The following is a 24,305-nucleotide window of genomic DNA, read 5'->3' as shown; positions in this document are numbered from 1 at the left end:
TATAACTTCGTCTCGATTAACCGTTAAAAAAACCATAGGCCAAGAGCACCACGACGGCGATGACCATCATAAAGATATACGAACCCACGTTGCCGGTCTGCAGAAGCCGGATTCCACCACTCGACTCACCAACACGCTTGCCCAAGCCATTCACCAGCCCATCAATTCCTGCCCGGTCAACAATACGGTAGAAGAATACCGACAGCGCATTGAAAGGGCGTACAATGATGGCGTCGTAAAGCTCATCCACATAAAACTTATGGTAGGAGAGTCTGGCCAACAATCCGCGTGGTGCATCGTCCGCGCCGGGCACGACACCCTTCACCGCGTATTGCCGGTAGGCCAATACCGCCATGACGATTGCTGCCACCGCCGACACGGCCATGAGGACGTACTCGGTACTGTGGTCTAGATGGAACGCTCCGGTAACAGCCGTGGAATCTGCAAATACCGGAGAAAGGAAGTCGGCCAATGCATGCCCGCCACCCAATGCCGACGGCACATTAAGCAAACCACCAATGGCCGACAACACGGCCAGGATAATCAACGGTACCGTCATCGTGGCGGGCGATTCGTGCAAATGGCTGGCCTGCTCGGCCGTACCCCTGAATTTACCGAAAAATGTAAGGGACAGCATCCGGAACATGTAAAATGCCGTAAACAACGCCCCAATGAACCCAAGTACCCACAGCACTTTATTTTCGGCAAATGCATGGGCAAGAATTTCGTCTTTGGAGAAGAAGCCGGATAGTGGCGGTATACCCGCGATGGCGATCGTGGCAACGAGCATGGTCACGTACGTAACGGGTAAGTGCTTTTTCAAACCACCCATGCTGCGCATGTCCTGTTCATCACTCATGGCGTGGATCACAGACCCAGCTCCCAAAAACAACAACGCTTTGAAAAAAGCGTGGGTGATGACGTGGAAAAAGGCCCCCGTGAAAGCACCGACGCCCAACCCCAAAAACATATAGCCCAATTGGGATACGGTGGAATAGGCCAACACTTTCTTGATGTCATTCTGCGTAATGGCGATGGCTGCTGCCAGCAACGCCGTGCAGATGCCGATAGCCGCGACCACCTGCAAGGTGATCGGCGAGAGCGTAAACAGGATGTTTGACCGTGCAATCATGTAAATACCGGCGGTAACCATCGTGGCGGCATGGATCAAGGCCGACACGGGCGTGGGACCGGCCATCGCATCGGGCAACCAGGTAAACAGCGGTATCTGGGCGGATTTACCGGTAGCCGCTATAAACAGCAGCAACGTAATCAACAGCAACGTCGTATCGCCCATGGCCATTCCGGCCGCTTGGGGAAATACACCTGCAAACTCCAGCGTACCGAAAGTGTTGAATATCATGAATACGGCAATGAGGAAACTCAGGTCGCCGATACGGTTCATCACGAATGCCTTCTTGCCGGCACTGGCAAATTCCTTGTTCTTAAACCAGAAGCCGATCAGCAGGTACGAACACAAGCCAACGCCTTCCCAGCCGATGAACATGACCACGTAGTTTGACCCCAATACCAACAGCAACATGAAGAAGACAAATAGGTTGAGGAATGCGAAAAACTTGGCAAACCCTGCATCGTGTTTCATGTAACCGATGGAATAGACGTGGATGAGAAAACCAATGCCGGTGACGATGAGCAGCATGATAGCGCTTAGCGGGTCTACCAGGAAGGACAGTGAAACGTTTAGGCTACCGGCGTTAATCCATTCAAAAACGGATTGGACAAACGTTGCGGATTCACCGGCTTGCCGGGCCGAGTATACTTCTGCGAACACGCCGCAACTCAACAGAAACGAAGCCAGCACCACGCCGCTACCCAGTAGCCCAACCAACGGTTTTGGCAACACATTCCTGCCAATTCCGTTAAGCAGAAAGCCAACCAGTGGCAACAGTGGAATCAACCAAATTAAATCTATCATGTTTGTTAATCGTTCAAATCTTCAATCTTCAAATCACCAGATGGCAAATCAACCCCGAAGGCGATTCAGCGCATTGATATCTACCGAGCGTGTATTTCGATATACCATCACGATGATGGCCAAACCTACCGCCACTTCGGCCGCCGCCAATGCCATGATGAAAAAGACGAATACCTGTCCCGCCGGATCACCGCTGTGCACCGAAAAAGCCGCCAACAGCAGGTTTACGGAATTAAGCATCAATTCGATAGACATCATGATGATGATGACGTTGCGCCGTATGAGCACTCCCATAACGCCGATAGCGAAAATAATACTACAAAACAGGATATAATGATTGAGCGGTACACCCTGTATGTTTTGTACGATGGTTTCCATTTACACTTTTTTTGGATCGTTCTTGGCCAACAATACCGCACCCACCATGGCGGTCAACAATAAAATCGAGGATATCTCAAAGGGCAGCAAGAAATCGCTGAACAATACTTTTCCCAAATTGGATACCAATCCGATATCGGGGTTTTTCAACTCCACCGGGTCTGACACTTCCAATAACCGGAATGTTCCCGCCAAGGTTACCAACAAACACATGCCCGCAATAACACCCATGAATTTCACCAGGTTGGACTTAAGCGGCTCGGTATCCTTATTGAGGTTAAGCAGCATCAGTACGAAAAGGAACAGGACCATGATTGCGCCCATATAGACAATGAAATTGACTACGGCGAGAAACTGTGCGTTCAGGAGGATATAATGCACTGTAAAGGTGAAAAACGTGATAACAAGATAGAGTACGCTGTGCACCGGATTCTTGGTGAAGATGGTCATCAGCGCAAAAAAGATAGACAAAAAGGCTACAAAATAAAAAACGCTCATGCTACTTTCGTAAAGGTTATCAGCGAACTAGGCTGTGGGTTCATGTTTTTCTTTATAGTCAAACCGGGGCTCTACCAATTTGTCTTTGCCATAAATAAAATCCTTGCGGAGATAGTCGGCCGCTACGTGTGGACCATCTAGGTAAATGGCTTCCTTCGGACACGCTTCCTCGCAGAGGCCGCAGAAGATGCAACGGAGCATATTGATCTCATACACGGCAGCATACTTTTCTTCCCGATAGAGGTGTTCTTCCCCTTTTTGCCGCTCCGCGGAAATCATGGAGATGGCCTCGGCCGGGCACGATAGCGCACACAGCCCACAGGCGGTACACCGCTCGCGGCCCTCCTCATCACGCTTCAGCGAATGCTGCCCACGGAAATTTTTCGAATAGGGCCGTTCTTCCTCGGGATACCGTACGGTAGGAATCGGCTTGAAAAAATGTTTGATCGTAATGGCGAGGCCCTTGAAGATTGCCGGAAGGTAAATACGCTCCCAGAAACTCATCGGCTTCTGCTCCAGTACTTTCTTTCTATTGCTTAAAGATTGCATATCGTTTCCCCCAACCAAATCTCGTTAAAAAAATGTGTCTTTGATAATGGTAATCACCCCGGTCAACACGATATTGGCTATGGCCAATGGTATCAACACCTTCCAGCCCAAGTTCATCAACTGATCATAGCGGAAGCGGGGAAGTGTCCACCGGATCCACATAAAGAAAAAGATGAATGCGAATATCTTGGCAAAAAACACGACTACGCCAATAATCGTAATCCAATTTTGGGAGAGGCCCAGCTCGTACATGAAGGGGAAATTGTACCCACCGAAATAAAGCGTAGCCATCAGTGCCGACGAGACAAACATGTGGATATACTCGGCAAACATATAAAGCCCGAGTTTCATCGACGAATATTCCACATTGTAACCACCGATCAGCTCGGTTTCGCATTCGGGCAGATCAAACGGCACACGGTTGCACTCCGCAAACGCACAGATCAGGAAAATCAGGAACCCCAATGGCTGCACCCAAATGTACCAGTTAACAAAGCCCGATTGCTGCTCGACAATCTCCTTCAGCGAAAGCGATTGGGTAACCATAAGCAGCGCAATCAGCGAAAGGCCCATGGCCAGCTCGTAGCTGATGCTTTGTGACGCAGCGCGCACCGCGCCCATCAATGAAAACTTATTGTTGGAGGCCCAGCCGCCCAGCATGATACCGTACACGCTAAGTGCAACGACGCCAAACATATACAGCACACCGATGTTGATGTCGGTTACCTGCAGTTCGATTACCCGCTCGCCAATGGTTAGCGCCTGCCCCCATGGAATGACCGCACTGCCAATGCAGGCGGTAATGATGGCAATGGTGGGCCCAAGGATAAACAACGATTTATGTGCACCGGCCGGGATGATTTCCTCCTTGAAGAAGAATTTGCCGCCATCACACAGCGGTTGCAGGATACCGAAAGGCCCCGCGCGATCCGGCCCGAAGCGGTCTTGCATGAAACCAGCCACCTTACGTTCGGCCAACGTCGAATACATCGCAATCACCAACGTGATCACAAAAATGAGGCTCACTAATATTACTTTCTCAATGACAAACGCCAATTCCATATATCGTACTTCCAATTTTCAAACCGCTCACATCAACTCAACCTACGGTAGCAATCGTTCCACGCGGTCAAACTGCTCCTTATTGGCCTCCTGCAAGGCCAGATTCTTTTTGACCACCGGCGGCGGGTTTAACTGCTCGTAGTGGTTTGCGGAAATGACGGATGTCCGTTTCACTCCGCGAGGCCCATCGATCACCCAATCTGAAGTGGCCTTCTTGTCAAACCGGCAGGTATTGCAGATAAATTCTTCGGCTTCGCCATAAGTGTCTTTCCTTGCCGTAACCCGCAGCACCTCTTCCCCTTTATACCATAGGGTTACCTTGCCGCTGCACGTGGGGCAATCGCGATGGGCCTCAACCGGCTTGGTAAACCACACCCGGTTTTTGAAGCGGAATGTTTTGTCCGTTAGTGCACCCACCGGGCATACGTCGATCATGTTGCCGGAAAACTCATTGTCCACCGCTTTTTCAATATAGGTGGAGATTTCGGCAGCATCGCCACGCCCGAGGATACCATGTACCCTCTGCGGTGTAAGCTGGTCTGCCACCATCACGCAGCGGTAGCACAGGATGCAACGCGTCATGTGCAGCTGTATCTTATCGCCGATATCGATCTTATCAAACGTACGCCGTTCAAATTCGTAACGGGTGTCTGCTAAGCCATGTTCATAGCTGAGGTCCTGCAGGTGGCATTCGCCCGCCTGGTCGCATATGGGGCAGTCAAGCGGGTGGTTGATCAACAGCATCTCCACTACGCCCTTGCGTGCTTCCAGCACTTCCGGCGACGTGATATTCTGCACTTCCATTCCATCCATCACCGTCGTGCGGCATGACGCCACCAACTTCGGCATGGGGCGCGGGTCTTTTTCCGACCCCTTGCTCACCTTTACCAAACAGGTGCGGCATTTGCCTCCGCTGCCTTCCAACTTGGAATAATAGCACATGGCCGGTGGGACAACGTCACCGCCAATCTCGCGGGCAGCGTTCAATATCGTTGTTCCGGGAGAAACCTCCACCGGAATACCATCAATACTTACCTTGAATTTAACGTCTTCAGCCATTTTTTCTCAGCTCTAAGCCATCAGCCATCGGCTTTCGGCCCTGTTAATTTCGTCATTCAAACTTCTTCTTTCAGACCACCGGCTCCAACGGGTCGGCATAGTGCGCTAGCCCGTAGTTGCGGGTCTGCGCCTCCCGGCCGTTTGCCACGTGCCACTCAAACTCGTCCCTGAAATGGCGGATCGCACTGCCTACCGGCCATGCCGCGGCATCACCGAGCGGACATATCGTATTGCCCTCGATGTTCTTGGCAACATTCACCAACAGGTCGATGTCGCTATAAGAGCCATGGCCATGTTCGATATTGTGCAACACTTTCTCCATCCATCCCGTACCTTCACGGCATGGCGAACATTGGCCGCAGCTTTCGTGATGGTAAAACCGGGTGAAATTCCACGTGTTGCGCACGATGCACTGGTCCTCATCAAAGGCGATAAACCCACCGGACCCCAACATGGTACCGCTTTGGAAGCCGCCATCGGCGAGCGACTCGTAGGTCATCAGGCGCGACTCACCGCTCACGGTCTTCACCATCAGGTTGGCCGGCAGAATGGGTACCGATGAGCCGCCGGCCACCACCGCTTTCAGGCGCTTGCCGTTGGCGATGCCACCACAGTATTCATCGGAGTAGATAAATTCTTCTACAGGCAGCCCCAACTCAATCTCGTAAACGCCCGGCTTATTCAAGTTGCCGCCGGCAGAAATCAGCTTGGTTCCGGTGCTGCGCCCCACGCCGATTTTGGCGTATTCCTCGCCACCGTCGTTGATGATCGGCACCGTGGCAGCGATGGATTCAACGTTGTTTACCACCGTAGGGCAGTTGTAAAGCCCCGATACGGCAGGGAAAGGCGGCTTAATCCGCGGATTGCCCCGTTTACCCTCCAACGATTCCAGCAGTGCGGTTTCTTCGCCGCAGATGTAAGCACCTCCGCCGGGCTGCACATATAGTTCTAAATCGTAACCGGTGCCCAGGATATTTTTACCGAGAAATCCCGCATTTTTCGCTTCAGCAATGGCTTTCTCGAGAATCCGTATCTGCGGCATCATCTCGCCGCGCACGTAGATGTATGAGGTATGGGCACCCAATGCATAACTCGACACGATCATGCCCTCGATCAACGCGTGGGGGATATACGTCATTAGGTAACGGTCTTTGAACGTACCCGGTTCAGACTCATCGGCATTACATACCAAATACCGGGGTACACCTTCGGGTTTAGCCAGGAAGCTCCATTTCATTCCCGTCGGGAAACCGGCCCCCCCCCGGCCCCGCAAGCCCGATGTTTTCACCTCTTCAACCACCTCATCGGGGGTGAGCGTCTTCAATGCTTTCTCAACAGCCCGATATCCGCCCTTTTGGCGGTACACTTCCAGCGTTTGGATGCCTGGAACGTCGATATGTGTCAATAATAACTTACGAGCCATAATTATCAGCTTTCAGCCGTCAGCTCTCGCCCTTCAGCTTTATTCTTAAGTTCCTTTATCAGTTCGTCTACCTTTTCTTCCGTGAGGTTTTCATGAAAGGTATATTCCGGCCCGATTTGCAAAACCGGTCCGTAACCACACGCGGCCAAACACTCCACACCCCGCCAGCTGAATAGTCCATCGGCAGTCACTTCGCCCTCCTTCACACCGAGCCGCTGCTCCAGGTGTGCCATGATGCGTTCGGCCCCCACCAGGCAACATGGTCCCGTACGGCACACCTCCAACGCAAATTTGCCCTGCGGCCGCAAGAAAAACATCGTGTAGAAGGTGGCCACTTCATACACCTCGATGGGTTCGATCTCCAGGTAAGCCGCCACGCTGTCCATTGCCGGGACGCTCAGCCAACCGTATACCGCCTGCACCTCGTGCAGGATCGGCAATAACGCCGACTTCTGCCGCCCTTCGGGATAGCGCGCTACAATCTCGGCAAACCTGCCCAGCATTTCTTCCGTGAACTCGACGGGTTCATTATGTTTCACACTAAGCATCCAATTCTCCTGCTATAACATTTAAGCTACTCATGTTGATGATGGCATCGGAGAGCAGCATCCCGCTGCTCATGGGGGCATACATCTGGTAATTGATGAATGATGGCCTACGGAAGTGCAGCCGATAAGGCGATCTGCCACCATCGCTGATCAGGTAAAAGCCCAACTCACCGTTTGCCCCTTCCACGCTGTGGTAAACCTCGTTCTTCGGCGCATCGATTTCGCCCATCACGATCTTGAAATGGTAGATCAAGGCTTCCATGTTGTTATAGACCTGTTCCTTGGGCGGTAGGTAAAACTCGGGTACATCGGCGTGGAAAATACCCGTTGGCTCCTTTTCGATCTTGTCCAGCGCCTGTTCGATAATTTTGAGGCTTTCCCACATCTCATTGTTCCGTACCATGAAGCGATCGTAAACATCCCCCTTGGTCCCAACGGGGATATCGAACTCAAACTCTTCATACGATGAGTAAGGTTCGTTTACCCGAACGTCGTAATCGACACCCGTGGCCCGCAATATCGGTCCGCTCCAACTGTAGCCCAATGCGGTTTCGGCATCCACCGCCGCCACATCTGCCGTGCGGTCGATAAAAATCCGGTTACGGTTAAAAAGTTCTTCAAACTCCTTCAGCACAGGTGGGAAGCGTTTCAGGAATTCGCGAATCTTGGCGAAAGCCGTCTCGTTGAAGTCCCGCTCGAACCCACCGATCCGGCCGATGTTGGTCGTAAGCCGTGCCCCGCAGATCTCTTCGTAGATTTCGTAAATAAACTCCCGTTCCTGCAACACATAGAGGAAACCGGAGAATGCACCGGTATCCACCCCCAGAATCCCATTACAGATGATATGGTCGGTGATACGTGCCAATTCCATGACGATTACCCGCATGTATTGGACCCGCTTGGGTATCTCGATATCGAGCAGCTTTTCCACCGTCATGTGCCAGCCCATGTTGTTGATGGGCGAAGAGCAATAGTTAAGGCGGTCGGTAAGCGGTGTGATCTGGTAATAGGGCCGGTGTTCGGCTATTTTCTCAAATGCACGGTGGATATATCCGATGGTGGAAACACCAGTGACAATACGCTCTCCATCAACTTGAAGGACATTCTGGAACACCCCATGTGTTGCGGGGTGCGTAGGCCCGAGATTGAGTGTAAACAACTCGTCTTGCGGGTCGTTGTCGCTGAAAACAGGTTTATTGCCCGATATTTTGGAAACCGAATCGCTCATCATATCTTATCTTCCGAAGAAATAGTCTTTCTTATCTATCTTGTTGGGGTCTTCCAATGGATACTCTTTCCGCATGGGGAATACCTCCATATCGTCCACGTTCAATATCCGCCTCAGATCGGGATGCCCCACGAACTGTATCCCAAAAAAATCGTAGGTTTCGCGTTCCATCCAGTTGGCACCATCCCACAACACGGTAGCCGTGGGGATGGCAGGGTATCCGCCTTTGAGGAATACCTTGATGCGGATGCGCACGTTGTTCACCAAGCTGTGCACATGGTAGACCACCGCAAACTCATTTTCCAAGCCGGGGTAATGCACTGCCGTAATATCCGTCAAATACCCAAACTGCAATGCTGCGTCGGTTTTCAGAAACTCAAGGACATCCAAAATCTGCATCGTATCGGTTTCGATTGTCAGCAAGCCGAAAGGTTCCGTTACGTTACGAATCACATCGTCGGCAAACCGACCCTTAAGGCGTTGCAATACCGTGTTATTATTGAGTTTAGCCATTGGTCTATATTCCGTACTTGTCGAGTAAAGCCTTGTATTCCGGCGAATTGCGCCTATTCAGCGATTCGTTCTTCACGATTTCCTGCAACCGCATCACGCCATCCAAAATGGCCTCCGGCCGGGGCGGGCATCCCGGTACGTATACGTCGACGGGGATTACCTCGTCAATACCCTGCAAAACCGAGTAGGTATCGAATATTCCGCCGCTCGACGCACAGGCGCCAACGGCAATTACCCACCGGGGTTCGGCCATCTGTGTATATACTTGTTTAAGCACAGGCGCCATCTTCTTGGCGATGGTACCCATCACCAGCAACATGTCGGCCTGCCGCGGCGAAAAACTTGGCCGCTCCGCTCCGAATCGGGCCAAATCATACGTAGCACCCATCGTGGCCATAAACTCGATACCACAGCACGACGTCGCAAACGGAAGCGGCCACAACGAATTGGCCCTCGCCAATCCAATGGCTTTGTCCAGCGTCGTCGCAAAAAAACCCGACCCCTCTACACCTGGTGGCGCAGGCGCCAATTTAATATCACTCATGCTTACTCCGGTCTTACCTCAAAAAAAACTCATCTATATCACAGTATAGACGAGTCACAAAATTACAATATATTAGGTGCTTATCGGGTGAATTATATTATTTAGAAACGTTCTAACGTTTGGTGATTCAGTCCCATTCCAATGCTTTCCGCTTGATGATATAGATGAATCCAAGCAACAACAGCCCCATAAACACAAACATTTCAATCAGTCCGGATAAGCCGAATTCGCGGAAATTGACTGCCCAAGGATACATGAAAATGACCTCGATATCAAAAATGACGAATAGGATTGCCACGATAAAGTATTTTATCGAAAACGGCTGACGGGCATTTCCAATGACCTCTATACCTGACTCGAACGCGCCCAGCTTATTTTCGGTCTTTACCTTGGGTCCAATGAGGTGCGTAATGATGATTGTTCCCACGCCAAATCCCGCCGCGACGATCAGTTGGATCAATATGGGCAAATAATCCTGGGGGGTACTCAATAATTCCGATTCCATCGTGTCTGTATACTGTATTAATGTACGGCAAAACTAAAAAATAAAGCGCTAATTCGGAAACTAGCGCTTTATCAAACTCATTATTTAACCGTTAGGGCTATCTACCGGCAGAATCAGCGGCTGGCGTAGCGGTTTCCTGCTCCAAAAATTGCAGGGTTTGCTTGGCCCAAGCATTCTCCGGATCGAGTTTCAGGATCTCACTGATTAGGTCACGTCCCTTCTGGTATTCGCCGCGCTTCACGCTAACCACGGCGATTGTGCTATACGCATCAATCAATCTGGCTTTATTCTTCTGAATTTCAGCATCCCCCTTTTCCTTTACCATGGCGATATATTTCAAGAAATAAGGCTCGGCAAGACCTTGGGGATTTTCAGAATCATCCAATAGGTTGTTCACGTTTGCACGGAACAAGTACGCATCCTGCGTGGTAGGTGCTTTCTCGATGACCACACCGAAAGCCGTGTCCGCTTTATGCAGCAGCTCCGTTTCTGCCTGCCCCCGCTGGGCTACCGGCTTCGTTGCTACGGCATAGTAGGCAGCATATCCAAGGTAGAAATTATCGTAGATAAAGTTGCGCGATGCTGGGGTAGATGCCGCGATTTCAAATACCTTCGAGGCATCCAAAAATCTCTTATCGCCGAAAATTTCCTTACCTACATCGTTCAGATCATCAGCGATGGATGAGTCCGCTGCCACCGCTTTCTCCAACTGGGCAATACCCTCATTGAATAATGCTTCATCAGTCGGATTACTTTGGGTTGCCAATTTGATATCGGACAGGCCCAAATGTAGGTAATCGCGTGGGATGATACGCTCGGCCTCCATGCGCGTAAACAGCTTATCCAATGCTTCCTTACTTTCCTGGAATTGCTTGTTTTCGTAGGCAGAATACCCCAAATAACGCAATACCTTCGGGTTCACATCCTCTAACTGCGCAAGCTCAGCTGCCTGTACTTGCAACTCTTGATAATCCTTCACATAAACCAAGAAGTCCGCATAACGGATCCGCGAGTCCACCGTATAGTCGGTTTTATCCATATATTGCTTATAGAACGTCACCGCCTCGCGGTTACGCGCGTTATAATCATCAATGGTCGTGGCCGTATTGGCCCATGCGTGGTATGTTTCGGCTAGTTCGCGGTATGTCGGTGCATAATCAGGCACCTCCGTAGCTATCTGCTTCAAACCATCAATTGCCTCCTGCCATGCATGGGATAAGCGGGTAATCACCTGCAACTGTACCTTTGCACGGGTCAGGTTATCGTCTAGCAGTGCCGCATCCCGGTAGTTTACATACGCTGGGCTGGCACTTTCCAAGCCGAAATATGCGTCGCCCAAAGCCAACGGGATCATTGGGTCTGTTGCATTTTTCGCTTTGGCCTGGTCCAGGTACTCGACGGCCTTTTGGTAATTAGGTTCTGGCGCGTCTATATACGCTCTACCGATGTGGTATAATTCCAGGTATTCTTTCCGCTTTAGCTTAGCGGTCGCCTCCGAAAATTTAGCAGTTGCGGCAGTCTCTTTACCGCTATACAATTCGATGATTCCCTGCCCAACCTTATTCAGGTTATTCTTTGGATCAGCAGTCAATCCTTGGTCGAAAAAGACTTTTGCCGAATCCAAGTGCTCGTTATGTATGTATACGAGCCCTAAGTAAAAGTAATTCTCACCATCCTTCGGCTTGTTCTTCACAAGCGTCTCTAACATTTGCTTGGCTTTGGCAAACTGCTCCGCATCAATCGCCTTCTTCGCATCGTCCAAGCTTTGCGCCTGTACTCCCGTAACCACAAAAGCAAGGGATATACCCCATATCATTGCTTTTTTCATCATTTTTACTCTATTAAGTGTTTAATCTATTTACTTCCTAATAATCAATTCCCTCGGCGGCAGGCTATCTGGCATTAAGCCCGACTTCAGGATAATCCGTTGTCCGGACAACCCTGTTAGAAACGCTGCAAACCCCATGCCTAAACCTTTCCGGGGTTCTGCGTTGATAATGTAAACCGAACGCGACAGCGGGTAAATCCCTTCGGCCAAATTCGATTGCGAAGGCTTATAAAAACCATCCGATCCCGGCTTGCCGACTTGGTTACGCACACCTATCACCTTTATGCCATCGGCGTACTGTTGAAGCGTGCTGTCTAGCCGCACTACCCAACTTAGCCCCAACACACCGATCGTTTTTGGCGTTTCATAGACGTATTTCAGCACCTCGCTATTCGACTTCAGTGCATATACCCCTTCGGTTGGCAGCGAATCTACGCCGGCCAGTTCTTTCAAATAACGCACCGTACTGGAATTTGGATTGTCGAACACCAGCCGACTTACATGCCCCACAGGTTCTTTCCCTTGCATCACCCGGATGATATCATCTACGGTCACCGCCGAATCGGCGCTGTTTTTGTTTATAACCAACGCCAAAGCATCTTGAGCAAACTGATACACCCTAGGCTGAAACTGGCGGGCTTCAAAGAACGTCATTTCCTCACTATTCAACTGTCTGGTGAGCACCACAACCGCTACTTCGTTATTCACAAGTTTGGTTACGATCTGGTTTTCCTGAGCCGCAGACAACGCCACGTCTGCTTGTTTATACAAGTGTTCAAAAACCGCCACTTGCTCTTCCATAACCGGAAGCAATGTCTCATCCACCAGTACTTGCAGCTTACCGCCCACGATGGTTTGGTTCTCCTTTGGATGCGGGTTGTTACATGCCCCAAAAAGAACCAAAAGACCAAAAATGTGCCGTAATAATACTAATTTTTTCATAGCTATGAAAAAATAACCCTTTTTTTTCCGTATCCCTCCGCTACTATCGGCTTTGCCAAAGCCGTACGAACCGGAAAAATGAATAAACCACCAATAGTATTCCGAATAGTATCCGATAGGTGCTATCCAGTGCCAAGGGGAAATCTTTCCAAAAGATTACCACCAACCCCAACACTAGGTAGAAGCCAAACATGAACAGGCCCAAAACAGACAGAAACCGCTTTGTGGGCGATTTCTGTCTGCCATTATTATCTCTGTAATCGTGCGACACCAATTCTACTGTTGGAGGTTAAGCCGGATAGGCAGGGTGTACGCCACCCGTACAGGCCTTCCGTTCTGAACACCGGGGCTCCATTTGGCAGCTTTCCCGAGCAACTTCACTGCCGCTTCACCCGTGCCGTACTTTAAGTCGCGGACAATCTTGATATCCGTCAAACTACCGTCCCGTTCTACGACGAACGATACCTGCACCTGGCCGTTCACGCCAGCCTCAATAGCACCCTGCGGATAGTCATAGTTCTTTGCAATCCACGCCATGAAAGCCGGCATACCTCCTGGAGGTTTCGGATCGATTTCTACCGATTGGAAAATCTCATTACTATTCGACTCCGTCACCTCAGCATCAATCTCCCCTTCGCCAACCGGCAAATCAATCCGGATTTCGGCATTGGGATCACCTTCGATGGTTTTCGACCCCGGATCGGCCAACTTCAATTGCTCCACGGTAGGGGGTTCTTCATCCTGCACCTGCTCGGCCGGCACCACTTTCATCTCCGGCATCCGTACCTGGTCTACACGTGGGGGTGGCGGCTCCACCGGTGGGGGTGGGGGGGGTTCCTCCTCGTTCACTGGGGGAGGTTCCGAAAGCACCACCTCTGTTTCAATCAGTTTTTCCATATCGTCGCCCGACTTCATGTCCACGCCGAGCCACCTGGCTATCGCCGGTGCCATGAGCAGCACCACGAAAGCGACCGAAGCGACGACTACTCCGATATTGGTGGCCCTAGGCGAAAGTTTTCGAAGCTCGTAGGCTCCATATTCTTTATTCCGCCCTTCAAACACCACATCGAGCCATTCCTTCTTGAAAATATCTAATTTAGTACCAAACATAATCTATTGTTTTACGTGGTAATCGTTAATCATTGTATATGCCGTCTCGCTCCAAAACCTCAATCTCCGGCTCACTGATGGTTCCGATTGTAAACTGCTTAGCTTCCACAATATTCATCTCATCCAGGATATCCACGAGATTACGGTGGGTGGACTTATCACTAGGCCGTATCACCACGATGAGCCCCTTTTCCGGATCGCCGGTAATTTGCGGCACCTGTTTCAATTTTTCCAACAGGAGAGGGCGTATCCCATCTTTCCCATAACCAACAATTTCCGGTCCTTCAATGGGCTCGCTATAAGTCCCCATGTACCATTCGATTTTATTATCGGAGCCCAACAGGAGGGTCATCGTACGGTTGTCGGCAACCTCCAATCGATCTTCGGGATCTTCTTCATTCTTATCCGGCATCGCCACGTCCATGGCGTTCGGCTTGTTGAGGGATGTTGTAAGCATGAAGAACGTAATCAGCAGGAAAGCCAGATCTACCATCGCGGTAAGATCCACCCGTCCTCCGGCCTTCTTACTCCTTATCTTACCACCTTTTTTCCCACCGCCACCACTATCTTGATTTAATTCTGCCATTGCATTAAAATCTTAAACTGTTAACAAAAACCCTCCCCGCTAGAAATCACTGCTACGCAAAGCTGTGATTAAGCTGAATTTATTCACATTCTGGCTTTGCAAAACATCGATTACCTGCTTTATAGAAGGGTACTTCTCCTCAGCATCCCCCTTGATTGAAAGCCGCATCTCCTGATCTTTCAGTTCTTTGGTGGCCACCCGAGCGGAATATATCCAATGGAACAGCTGGTTGGAAAGCTCTTTGGTCGAATCGGACGGAATGCCCGGCTGTAACCCTTCTCGAACCCGGTCGTTGGCATCCATGTTGATGATCTCCTTGAGGTTCCCCATCGGCACGCCAAATGTTTCCATCACGGCAAAACGTGCGGTCTCTTCTGCGGTAAACGGTATGGAATACTTCTCTGACATCAATTGCAGCATACGCTCTTTGACATCGCGGCCTTTGACGCCGAAGAAAATCTTCCCGTCATCGCCGACGGTAATCAATCCAAGGTTTTCATCCGGAACCTTCACCTGCGTCACAGACGCCGGCGTGTCTACTTCCAGTGGCTCTGGCTGCCTTGCTGTCGCCGTCAATATAAAAAATGTGAGCAGCAGAAAGGACACATCGCACATGGCCGTCATGTCTATCGCCGTACTTGTTCTTTTAACTTTTGCCCTTGGCATAGCGTTACTCTTTAATTACTATTTATTGATAAGATGCACTTTCATCCGGCTTTCCATAAAACCGGATGAAAATATGCTATTTGTGGCTAGCCGCGTATGTTTGTACAATGGAAAAGCCAGCCTCATCAATCGAGTAGGTAAGCGTATCGATCTTTGACGTAAAGATATTGTAGAATACGATGGCAATTGCCGAGGTAGCGATACCCGTAGCCGTATTTACCAAGGCCTCGGAGATACCGTTTGCTAATTGGGCCGAATCTGGTGAACCACCCGTTGCCAACGCAGCAAATGCCCGGATCATCCCGGTTACTGTACCCAATAGACCGGTCAGCGTACCGATGGATACCAATGTAGCGATAATGGTGAGGTTTTTCTCGAGCATCGGCATTTCCAACGCCGTCGCTTCCTCGATTTCTTTTTGGATAGCTACGGTGGCTTGCTCGGTGTCCAGGTTCGGGTTAGCAGACACATCTTTGTATTTCAAGAGACCTGCTTTGATTACGTTTGCAACAGAGCCCTTCTGCTTGTCGCATTCCGAGATAGCCGAATCGATGTTTCCACCGCCGATTAACGATTGCACACGGCGTACAAAGTTACCCACATTGCCTTTACCGGAAGCGCGGCTGATCACGATGAAACGCTCGATTGAAAAAACCCACACCATGAGGAACAGGCCCAACAGTACAGGAACCACATAACCAGCGTGGTAAACCATGCCAAAATAGTTTCCGGGTTTCGGTTGGTTAGCGGGGTCATTGTCGATAAAGTTGTTTGGGTCGCCCATGATATATTTCCAAACCAATGCCCCGATTATGAAACAGATGATGATTGCCAGACTTGCAAAGACATTCGAGCTCGAATTGCTTTTTTCTTGTTGTGCTGTACTTGTTTTTGGTGCGTTTGCCATTTTTCTGAATTTTAGACTTAAATGTTGTTAACTATGATTTTTTATGTAATTTATGCAATTTATTCCATGGTTGGCCGTCCTAACGGCCAAAGCAAATATAGTGTTTTAAACCAATTATAAAATCTTTGCCAATAATTGTTTAGTAACCTCTCAACATGCTAGGGGCACGCAGCAGCAGCATCAGCACACCCTAAACAAAACCCGCTTCTAGTAATCCAAAAGCAATTTTTTTACAATGAAAACTATTTTTTTTTGTAATTGCAAATTAAACATTCAAATAAATTGGTTTTAGCAATACACAAACGGCATTTATACATTTATTTTGATAAAGCTCCTTCTTTCACCACCCATCAATCTGTTAGCACCCAATCATTTAAACCAACTCCGCTATCATTCCGCCCAGTCGGCTCGTATGTTATCATTGTTACGTTCGTTGTTTGCGGCTTATCCCCCCACGGGTTTTACCTGGTATCCTTCATCCGATAAGAGTTGCAAGATACGTTGCTTGAAATCGCCCTGCACGATAATTTCACCGTCTTTAGCGCTCCCCCCCACCCCACATTTTTGTTTGAGCTTTTTGCCCAACGCTTCCAAATCGGCGGCAGAACCCACGAAACCCTTCACCAGCGTAACGGTCTTCCCACCACGCATTTTCCGATCCAGCATCACGCGCAGGTCTTGCTGCCGGTTCGGCAACGTTTCCACGTCGCCCGCTTCCGGCTCATCATAAGCGAAATGCTCATCCGTTGAATATACAATACCCGTGTAGCGCTGTTTCCTTTTCATAAATCCCTAAACTCCATGTCTTACTAAACGATGGTTTTCCTAATAAATTGCCTAATGTACCTCGCTTCAGCAAAGTATCCGCAAGGTAGCCGGTTCTACTAAAATATCCAACACCATTCCCATTTCCTTGGGTTCGCCGTCTACATGTACCGCATCAGCGGCCTCCCGTTCTATGCGGATCCGCCTACCGGGGATGATTTCCACATATTCCGATTGATCGGCTGTCTTATTAAAAAGGTGATACACCATCATCGGAATCGTATATAATGGAAACTTATGGATAATACAAACATCCAATATACCGTCGGTTACGGACGCTTGCGGTGCCACGTAAGCATTGTTGCCGTATTGGGGCGAGTTGGCAACACTGACCATAAAGGCCTCGCGCTCTATCGTCCGTCCATCGATATCCAACTGGTATTTTTTTGGCTTGTAGGTACTGATTTCACTAACCACCGCTTTCATATAACCGAGCGGCCCCCTCATATTGTCGTTCGCGAACCGATCGCTGACGGAGGCGTCAAACCCGATACCCGCCATATTGAAAAACGGAAGCCCGTTTATGGTACCGCTATCAATGGTTATATGCTCAGCTCTGTTCAGCCGTCGTATGGCCGCCCGCTCATTCAACGGGATACCTAAGTACAGTGCCAATCCATTGCCCGAGCCCTCCGGAATAATACCGAGAGCAGTCTCCGTACCGGTCAGGGCAGTAGCTATTTCGTTGATAGTGCCATCTCCTCCTACGGCCACCACCACCTCCGCCCCGTCTGCTACCGCTTCGGCTGCCAGCGCATTCGCATGGCCCGCAAACTCCGTAAAAGCGAATGCGGTATCGAACGATGCGGTATCGAGATCGGCCAACACCCGTTTCTCGAAGCCTTTCTTTTTCCGTCCCCCCGATATCGGGTTAACCACAAACAAAATCCGTCGCTTCTTCGCCATGCAGTAGCTATATTCTCTACAAATGTACCAGCATTGCCGGGACATTGCATAGACCGGAGCCATAATTTATTACAAACTTAACACAAACCGCCCCTTTATTTCCATTTTGAAAAACACAAAAGTATCGTAGCTTTGCAGCTTCAAATATATTTGTACATGCCTTATTTATTCACCTCAGAATCAGTTTCCGAAGGACATCCCGACAAAATTGCCGACCAAATATCCGATGCACTCATTGACAATTTCCTCGCATGGGATGCCGATTCCCGGGTAGCCATTGAAACGTTGGTCACTACCGGACAAGTCGTACTGGCCGGTGAAGTCAAATCTAAGATATACCTTGATGTACCCAAAATTGCACGTTCGGTCATCGAACGTATTGGATACACGAAATCCGAATACATGTTTGAGGCCAATTCATGTGGCATCCTTTCCGCCATCCATGAGCAGTCGCCCGACATCAACCAAGGCGTAGACCGCGAGGAGAAGCAGGAACAGGGTGCTGGCGATCAAGGCATCATGTTTGGCTACGCCAGCAATGAGACGGAGAACCTCATGCCATTGGCGCTCGACCTTGCACACAGGTTGCTGTACGAGCTCGCCGCCCTGCGCCGTGAGCAGAAGGAAATCACTTACCTGCGGCCCGACTCGAAGGCACAGGTGACGTTGGAGTACGACGACAACCATAAACCCGTCCGTATCGATGCGATTGTGGTATCTACCCAGCACGACGACTTTGACAACGAAGCGGCCATGCTCGAAAAGATCAAATCAGATATCATCCACATCCTGGTCCCGCGGGTAAAAGCGCAGTTGAAGCCCGCGCTCCAGCAATTATTCACCGACGATATCAAATACCACATCAACCCCACGGGCAAGTTCGTAATCGGCGGCCCCCACGGAGACACCGGACTGACCGGAAGGAAAATCATCGTGGATACCTATGGCGGCAAGGGGGGGCATGGTGGCGGTGCTTTCTCGGGTAAGGACCCCTCCAAAGTGGACCGTTCAGCAGCTTATGCCACCCGCCACATTGCCAAGAACCTGGTTGCTGCCGGAGTAGCCGACGAATTATTGGTGCAGATATCGTACGCCATCGGCGTGAAGGACCCGATTGGCATTTATGTCAACACGTACGGTACGGCCCGCGTGGGTTTGACGGATGGTGAAATTGCCCGAAAAATCCATGAACTGTTCGATATGACACCTTACGGCATCGAAACACGCCTCAAGCTGCGCAACCCCATCTATTCGGAGACGGCAGCCTACGGCCACATGGGGCGCGAACCCCGCAGCGTGACCAAGACGTTTGAAAACAGCAATGGGAAAACAACCACCATCGCTGTCGAACTATTCACATGGGAAAAGCTGGATTACGTTGATAAGGTAAAAACCGCATTCGGCCTATAGTACAGCGGCGGCTGTTTCTGCTTGGCGGTCCACCTTTTTGACCAGCCCTTGCAATACATTGCCCGGTCCGACCTCCGTAAACGAGCTGGCCCCATCTTCGATCATATGTAGTATCGTTTGTGTCCATCGTACTGGTCCGGTAAGCTGCTCAATGAGATTATGCTTTATCGACGCCGGATCGGTATATGCTTTGGCATCCACGTTTTGGTAAATAGGGCATACTGGCTCGCTTATCGTTACCGATTCTATGGCCGCTTGCAACTCTACTTTAGCAGCTTCCATCAACGGCGAGTGGAACGCCCCGCCTACATTCAGCTTTAGTGCCCGCTTGGCCCCTGCTTCCAACAGCAGTTCGCAGGCGCTATCTACACCTGCTACGGTACCTGAGATAACCAGTTGTCCCGGGCAATTGTAATTGGCCGGAACCACCACCTCGCTCACCCGCTGGCAAATGTCCTCCACCGTGAAATCGTCGAGCCCTAAAATCGCTGCCATGGCCGACGGTTGGATTTCGGTAGCTTTCTGCATGGCATTTGCCCGCGCGGCCACCAAGCGCAGCCCATCTTCATAACCAAGAGCTCCCGCAGATACCAAAGCCGAAAATTCGCCCAACGAATGTCCCGCCACCATATCGGCCTCAAAAGAAGCTCCCAGTGCCTTCGCCAAAATCACTGAATGTAAAAAAATAGCCGGTTGCGTAACCCGCGTTTGTTTGAGTTCTTCGTCGGTACCGCCAAACATCACATCCGTAATCCGGAAGCCGAGAATCTCATTGGCCTGCTCAAACAGGAATCTTGTTTCTTCGCTATGATTGTATAGGTCTTTGCCCATCCCTACGAACTGGGCCCCCTGCCCGGGAAAAATATACGCTTTCTTCATGTCGTCGTTCTAGTTTATTTGCATCGTCCGTGCACGGATGCAACAGCAAAGATAGAGGAATATGCGAAAATAACCATGGCCAACGGCGTGTTACTTCAGTCCGAGCTGCTCCATCCAATATATGCATCTGCCAAACCATTCGTCAACTGATGGTGCGGTAAGAAAGCCATGCTCTCCCTTCGCATAAATATGTATGGCTGCCACGACATGATGTTGCCGGAGGCTGCGATAAAAATAGAAGCTATTTTCTACCGGGACTACCTCGTCGTCCCCTGAATGCACCAGAAAAGTAGGTGGGGTCGATGCATCTACATGCAGCTCGTTAGAGAAATAAAAGAGCTGCTTATCGTTTGGACGGTCTCCCAACAGATTTCCGCGCGATCCGACATGGCCTACCGAATCCATAAAACTAATTACCGGATTGATGAGCAACATAAAGTCGGGTCGCAGGCTGGTGTGTTCCGGATTGGCGATGTACACATCGGCATGGTGTGTTCCCGCCGTAGCAGCCAAGTGCCCTCCGGCAGAAAAACCCATTACGCCGATACGCTGCGGATCAATCCGCCACTCGCCGGCACGCTCGCGAACCGTTTTGATAGCCTGCTGCAGGTCTTGCAGCGGACCGATGCTCCGGTCTACCATAATACGATCGTTAGGCAACCTATAACGCAATACGATAGCCGTTACGCCAAGTTGGTTGAATGCCCGGGCCACGTCGCTTCCCTCACGTTTGGTTAGCAAGGTATGGTAGCCACCACCAGGGCAAACGATCACCGCAGTGCCTGTCGCCCGGTCTTGAGGCGCCAAAAACAGCTCCATTTTAGGCTCCGACACGTCGAAAGCTAGGCTATCCACCAATGCATTTGGCTCATTGCGCTCGAGGTTTTCAGCCGCTTTCGCATTAGGCACACCATCCGGATAGAGTGGCAATCGTTGCTGAGCAAGCCCCAAATGGATGGCCGCGAACCATCCGAATGCCACGGCTATGGTTTTGGAAATCGCTCCTGGCGTTTTCATGCCTTCTCAACTAAATGGGGGCAAGTGATTACACTTGCCTCCACCCTTCGCGGTATTTGCGCTTCACGAACTGGTTGGCCGGTTCGTAGTTGGTAATCCGTTGGTTCTTTCCATCCCACAGCAGCTTCTTGCGGCCGCTGAAGCTCGATCCGTTGCCATCGGCATTTGGCTCCAAATGCATGTAGCTGCGTATGGCCAGGTTGCCCATGATGACCGTTTCCGTCATTGGCCCAGCATAGTCGAACGAGGAGGTCAACGATTTATGTGCCTTGCTGTTGAATCCTGCCTTGCAAGCATCAGTCCATGCCACTTGGTGGCCAAATTCAGGCAGGTCCGAATAGCTGTTCTTGAAGGCACCTTCGGTCAAGGTAAGCTTTTCTCCCCCTTTCAGGTACAGCATCGGCCGGTTGCCATACGTACCGCATGTCATCACCCCTTTCGAACCAATCATGATCACGCCGTTGCTGCTATCACCATCGCCCAGTGGATCGTCTGCCGGGATCAGGTCCGGGTGGAACGGACGGATGCCTCCGTCGTACCAGGTCATCTTTACTTCCGATTTGTTGTGGCTGGTCGCTGGGAATTTCAGCTGGATGGCCGACGATGGCGGGCACCCTTGCGGGATGTATTCCGGCGTCCAGTCTTTCAGGAACACCTGGCCAACACTTGCCTCCACTTCGGTGGGGTAGCCCAACCGCAGCGTGCGGAACGGCGAATCGATCAAATGGCAGCCCATGTCGCCCAGGGCGCCCGTGCCGGTATTCCACCAACCGTGCCATTTGAAGGGGTGCCACGCAGGGCTGTAATCGACCCACTCAGCAGGACCCACCCAAAGGTCCCAGTCCAGGTGGTCCGGCACCCGTTCCTTCTGCGTGGGGAAGGGGATGCCCTGCGGCCATATCGGTCGGTTCGTCCACACATGCACTTCGTGCACATCGCCAATCAGCCCCTTGTCAAACCAATCCACCAATTGCAGCTGTGCCGGGTTGGAGGCACCCTGGTTGCCCATCTGGCTCACCACTTTGTAACGGCGCGCCGCCTCTGTCAGCACGCGTGTCTCGTGCAAACTGTGTGCCAGCGGCTTCTGCACGTACACGTGCTTGCCCATCTCCATGGCCGTCAGCGCGACAATCGCATGGGTGTGGTCCGGCGTCGATACGATCACCGCATCGATATCCTTACCCATCTCGTCCAGCATCTTCCGGTAATCCTGGTAGCGCTTCGCGTTGGGGAAGTCATCGAAACATTTCTTGCCCAGGTTCAAGTCAACATCCACCAGCGCAACGATATTTTCCTTGCCTTTATTCCATGCATTTTTCACATCCGAGTGGCCTTTACCACCAACTCCTACGCCAGCTATATTCAACTTGTCGCTCGGGGCGACAAAGCCCGCTCCGCCCAATACGTGACGCGGAACAATCATGAAACCTGCGGCGGCGGCAGCACCCGTCTTGATGAAATCCCTGCGGGTGGAACCCTTGCCTGATAACCTGTTTTTTCTCATAATTAACGTTAAAAATTGCGATGTATTTATAGCCCCAAAACCGTTGGTTCGATCCAAATGGCTAATAGAGCCAAAGATATAGCATTTACCGAGATAAACCTAACCGAAATTGATTCTCGTCTACAGCCATTGCCTATCGTGCATTCTTGACTTGCTTTTTTTGAAGTGCCGACTTGCCCCGGCAGTGAAAAAAAATCGTGCAGTGAAAGGCAAAACCGGCACACCTTACATACATCACTACTCAGGCACAAAACTCAACATGGATAGTCTGCTCTCATCCAATATATCATTAGCGATGCCCAACAGTTGCACGCTATCCACCGCGTCTATTTGGGCGAACAATTCCTCCAATGTTTGCACGCGGCCGTAATCCAGCAGATTCTTGGTCATGGAAATAATCAAGCTCAGGCGGTTTTCTTCAGCCAGTGCAATCTGCCCTTTGAATTTCTGCTTCGCCTGATAAAGCTGCATCACGCCGAGCGAATGTTCCCGTAGCTTTCTAAGCTCTTTCAGCACAAGTCGCCGGGCCTTTCCCGCCTTTTCTTCATCGGTGCCAAAGTAAATATAAAACAGGCCGGTGTCTGAATAAGGTGTGTAATTCGACTCAATCGTGTAGGCTATTCCGTGTTTCTCACGTACCACTAAGTTGAGCCGCGAACTCATACCCATACCACCCAACAGGTTGTTCAGCAAAAGTAGGCCGATTTTTCTGTCGTCGTGCACGCCATAGGCTTTCGTACCCATTACGTGGTGCACCTGATTGATTGGCTTACGATAGATAGCTTGCCGGGAGGCGAGGGCCGGCGGTCCAGAACGGCTCTTCCGATGGTTGTTTTCGGGAAGCTTGCCCATGATCTTTTCGGCCAGTTGGCGGACTTTCGTTGCCTTATAATTACCGCTGATGCCGATGACAATTTCATGGGTGTTGTAGGTTTGCTGGATGAAGTGAGTGATATCTGCCTTGGAAAGTGCCTGCAAATCGGTAGCCGTGCCCAAAATGTTGTGCCCCAATCCATGCCCTTCAAACACCAAGTCTTCAAAGTCATCCATAATGGCGTCTTCGGGGCTATCCAGATAAGAGGCCATTTCGTCGAGGATGACCCCTTTTTCCTTTTCCATTTCATCTTCCGGGAAGACCGAATGGAAAAATAAGTCCTCAAACAGATCCAACGTACGCTCCAGGTATGGTGACAAGAAGGAAGCATGTATGCAAGTGTACTCTTTGGTCGTATAGGCATTCAAATCGCCGCCCACAACCTCCAGTCGATTGAGGATCTGGTTGGTATTCCGCTTGTGGGTACGTTTAAACAGCAGGTGCTCGATAAAGTGGGCCAACCCGTATTGCCCCTCTTCCTCGTCTCGCGCCCCCGCATTGACTACCATACAGGCGTGCGACACAGGCGATGCCACCTGGTGCAATACAACCCGGATACCATTGGTTAAAAGAATAAGCTCGCACTCCATTGCGGCGCAAGATAGCGA

At 50.6% G+C, this 24,305-nt stretch carries 25 protein-coding genes; 1 reads left to right on the top strand and 24 read right to left on the bottom strand.

All coding sequences use genetic code 11. The features are described 5' to 3' along the window. Positions 1–16: 16 nt before the first annotated feature. The 20 genes from nuoL to ACEVG1_RS02640 all read right to left on the bottom strand — a co-directional run bounded on the left by nuoL (position 17) and on the right by ACEVG1_RS02640 (position 18,013). The gene (nuoL, locus tag ACEVG1_RS02735) at positions 17–1,936 is read right to left on the bottom strand and encodes an NADH-quinone oxidoreductase subunit L (protein WP_374742024.1); all 1,920 of its coding nucleotides are present in this window, start codon (positions 1,934–1,936) and stop codon (positions 17–19) included. Between the two features lie 48 nt (positions 1,937–1,984). Beyond that, the gene (nuoK, locus tag ACEVG1_RS02730) at positions 1,985–2,314 is read right to left on the bottom strand and encodes an NADH-quinone oxidoreductase subunit NuoK (RefSeq protein ID WP_374742023.1); all 330 of its coding nucleotides are present in this window, start codon (positions 2,312–2,314) and stop codon (positions 1,985–1,987) included. Continuing rightward, complete coding sequence (locus tag ACEVG1_RS02725; RefSeq protein WP_374742022.1) at positions 2,315–2,812, bottom strand: NADH-quinone oxidoreductase subunit J; 498 nt, start codon at positions 2,810–2,812, stop codon at positions 2,315–2,317. It lies immediately after the preceding gene. 27 nt (positions 2,813–2,839) lie between these two features. Next, a complete protein-coding gene (locus tag ACEVG1_RS02720; protein WP_374742021.1) occupies positions 2,840–3,361 on the bottom strand; it encodes an NADH-quinone oxidoreductase subunit I in 522 nt (173 codons plus the stop codon). 24 nt (positions 3,362–3,385) lie between these two features. Continuing rightward, positions 3,386–4,423 carry an NADH-quinone oxidoreductase subunit NuoH gene (nuoH, locus tag ACEVG1_RS02715; RefSeq protein WP_374742020.1) on the bottom strand — a complete coding sequence of 346 codons (1,038 nt, stop codon included), beginning with the start codon at positions 4,421–4,423 and terminating at the stop codon, positions 3,386–3,388. 42 nt (positions 4,424–4,465) lie between these two features. Continuing rightward, complete coding sequence (locus ACEVG1_RS02710; RefSeq protein WP_374742019.1) at positions 4,466–5,482, bottom strand: 2Fe-2S iron-sulfur cluster-binding protein; 1,017 nt, start codon at positions 5,480–5,482, stop codon at positions 4,466–4,468. Between the two features lie 70 nt (positions 5,483–5,552). Next, positions 5,553–6,905, bottom strand: coding sequence for an NADH-quinone oxidoreductase subunit NuoF (nuoF, locus tag ACEVG1_RS02705; protein ID WP_374742018.1), 1,353 nt, complete (start codon positions 6,903–6,905; stop codon positions 5,553–5,555). 5 nt (positions 6,906–6,910) lie between these two features. Further along, positions 6,911–7,453 (bottom strand): NADH-quinone oxidoreductase subunit NuoE, encoded by a 543-nt coding sequence (nuoE, locus tag ACEVG1_RS02700; protein WP_374742017.1) that lies wholly within the window; start codon positions 7,451–7,453, stop codon positions 6,911–6,913. Then, positions 7,446–8,681 (bottom strand): NADH-quinone oxidoreductase subunit D, encoded by a 1,236-nt coding sequence (locus tag ACEVG1_RS02695; RefSeq protein WP_374742362.1) that lies wholly within the window; start codon positions 8,679–8,681, stop codon positions 7,446–7,448. The genes nuoE and ACEVG1_RS02695 overlap by 8 nt, the downstream gene beginning before the upstream one ends. Positions 8,682–8,687: 6 nt before the next feature. Continuing rightward, positions 8,688–9,194: an NADH-quinone oxidoreductase subunit C gene (locus ACEVG1_RS02690; protein WP_374742016.1), complete on the bottom strand. Its 507-nt coding sequence runs from the start codon at positions 9,192–9,194 to the stop codon at positions 8,688–8,690. A 4-nt stretch (positions 9,195–9,198) separates the two neighbouring features. Then, entirely contained in the window at positions 9,199–9,738 is a 540-nt protein-coding gene (locus tag ACEVG1_RS02685; RefSeq protein ID WP_374742015.1) for an NADH-quinone oxidoreductase subunit B, read from the bottom strand. Positions 9,739–9,865: 127 nt separating this feature from the next. Continuing rightward, complete coding sequence (locus ACEVG1_RS02680; RefSeq protein WP_374742014.1) at positions 9,866–10,243, bottom strand: NADH-quinone oxidoreductase subunit A; 378 nt, start codon at positions 10,241–10,243, stop codon at positions 9,866–9,868. 97 nt (positions 10,244–10,340) lie between these two features. Further along, the gene (locus ACEVG1_RS02675; protein ID WP_374742013.1) at positions 10,341–12,074 is read right to left on the bottom strand and encodes a tetratricopeptide repeat protein; all 1,734 of its coding nucleotides are present in this window, start codon (positions 12,072–12,074) and stop codon (positions 10,341–10,343) included. A gap of 27 nt (positions 12,075–12,101) precedes the next feature. Then, positions 12,102–13,013, bottom strand: coding sequence for a PstS family phosphate ABC transporter substrate-binding protein (locus tag ACEVG1_RS02670; RefSeq protein ID WP_374742012.1), 912 nt, complete (start codon positions 13,011–13,013; stop codon positions 12,102–12,104). Positions 13,014–13,289: 276 nt separating this feature from the next. Then, positions 13,290–14,123, bottom strand: a complete 834-nt coding sequence (locus tag ACEVG1_RS02665; RefSeq protein ID WP_374742011.1) for an energy transducer TonB — start codon at positions 14,121–14,123, stop codon at positions 13,290–13,292. Positions 14,124–14,148: 25 nt separating this feature from the next. Beyond that, positions 14,149–14,709 (bottom strand): ExbD/TolR family protein, encoded by a 561-nt coding sequence (locus ACEVG1_RS02660; protein WP_374742010.1) that lies wholly within the window; start codon positions 14,707–14,709, stop codon positions 14,149–14,151. Between the two features lie 39 nt (positions 14,710–14,748). Beyond that, positions 14,749–15,375, bottom strand: coding sequence for an ExbD/TolR family protein (locus tag ACEVG1_RS02655; RefSeq protein ID WP_374742009.1), 627 nt, complete (start codon positions 15,373–15,375; stop codon positions 14,749–14,751). Positions 15,376–15,451: 76 nt separating this feature from the next. Beyond that, positions 15,452–16,282 (bottom strand): MotA/TolQ/ExbB proton channel family protein, encoded by an 831-nt coding sequence (locus ACEVG1_RS02650; protein ID WP_374742008.1) that lies wholly within the window; start codon positions 16,280–16,282, stop codon positions 15,452–15,454. A gap of 444 nt (positions 16,283–16,726) precedes the next feature. Further along, positions 16,727–17,068, bottom strand: coding sequence for a translation initiation factor (locus ACEVG1_RS02645; protein ID WP_374742007.1), 342 nt, complete (start codon positions 17,066–17,068; stop codon positions 16,727–16,729). 66 nt (positions 17,069–17,134) lie between these two features. Beyond that, positions 17,135–18,013: a diacylglycerol kinase family protein gene (locus ACEVG1_RS02640; RefSeq protein ID WP_374742006.1), complete on the bottom strand. Its 879-nt coding sequence runs from the start codon at positions 18,011–18,013 to the stop codon at positions 17,135–17,137. A gap of 156 nt (positions 18,014–18,169) precedes the next feature. On the opposite strand from ACEVG1_RS02640, the gene metK reads away from it, so the two are divergent. Beyond that, positions 18,170–19,423 (top strand): methionine adenosyltransferase, encoded by a 1,254-nt coding sequence (gene metK / locus ACEVG1_RS02635; RefSeq protein ID WP_374742005.1) that lies wholly within the window; start codon positions 18,170–18,172, stop codon positions 19,421–19,423. Here the strand turns inward: metK and fabD are convergent. The 4 genes from fabD to ACEVG1_RS02615 all read right to left on the bottom strand — a co-directional run bounded on the left by fabD (position 19,418) and on the right by ACEVG1_RS02615 (position 24,287). Continuing rightward, positions 19,418–20,302, bottom strand: a complete 885-nt coding sequence (fabD, locus tag ACEVG1_RS02630; RefSeq protein ID WP_374742004.1) for an ACP S-malonyltransferase — start codon at positions 20,300–20,302, stop codon at positions 19,418–19,420. The genes metK and fabD overlap by 6 nt on opposite strands. 90 nt (positions 20,303–20,392) lie before the next feature. Next, positions 20,393–21,319, bottom strand: a complete 927-nt coding sequence (locus ACEVG1_RS02625; protein ID WP_374742003.1) for an alpha/beta hydrolase — start codon at positions 21,317–21,319, stop codon at positions 20,393–20,395. A gap of 28 nt (positions 21,320–21,347) precedes the next feature. Continuing rightward, positions 21,348–22,823, bottom strand: a complete 1,476-nt coding sequence (locus ACEVG1_RS02620) for a Gfo/Idh/MocA family protein (protein WP_374742002.1) — start codon at positions 22,821–22,823, stop codon at positions 21,348–21,350. Between the two features lie 237 nt (positions 22,824–23,060). Beyond that, positions 23,061–24,287: a M16 family metallopeptidase gene (locus ACEVG1_RS02615; RefSeq protein ID WP_374742001.1), complete on the bottom strand. Its 1,227-nt coding sequence runs from the start codon at positions 24,285–24,287 to the stop codon at positions 23,061–23,063. Positions 24,288–24,305 lie beyond the last annotated feature (18 nt).

This window comes from Parapedobacter sp. 2B3, from assembly GCF_041925275.1.
GTDB lineage: Bacteria > Bacteroidota > Bacteroidia > Sphingobacteriales > Sphingobacteriaceae > Parapedobacter > Parapedobacter pyrenivorans_A.
This window is presented reverse-complemented; position numbering and strand designations above follow the sequence as displayed.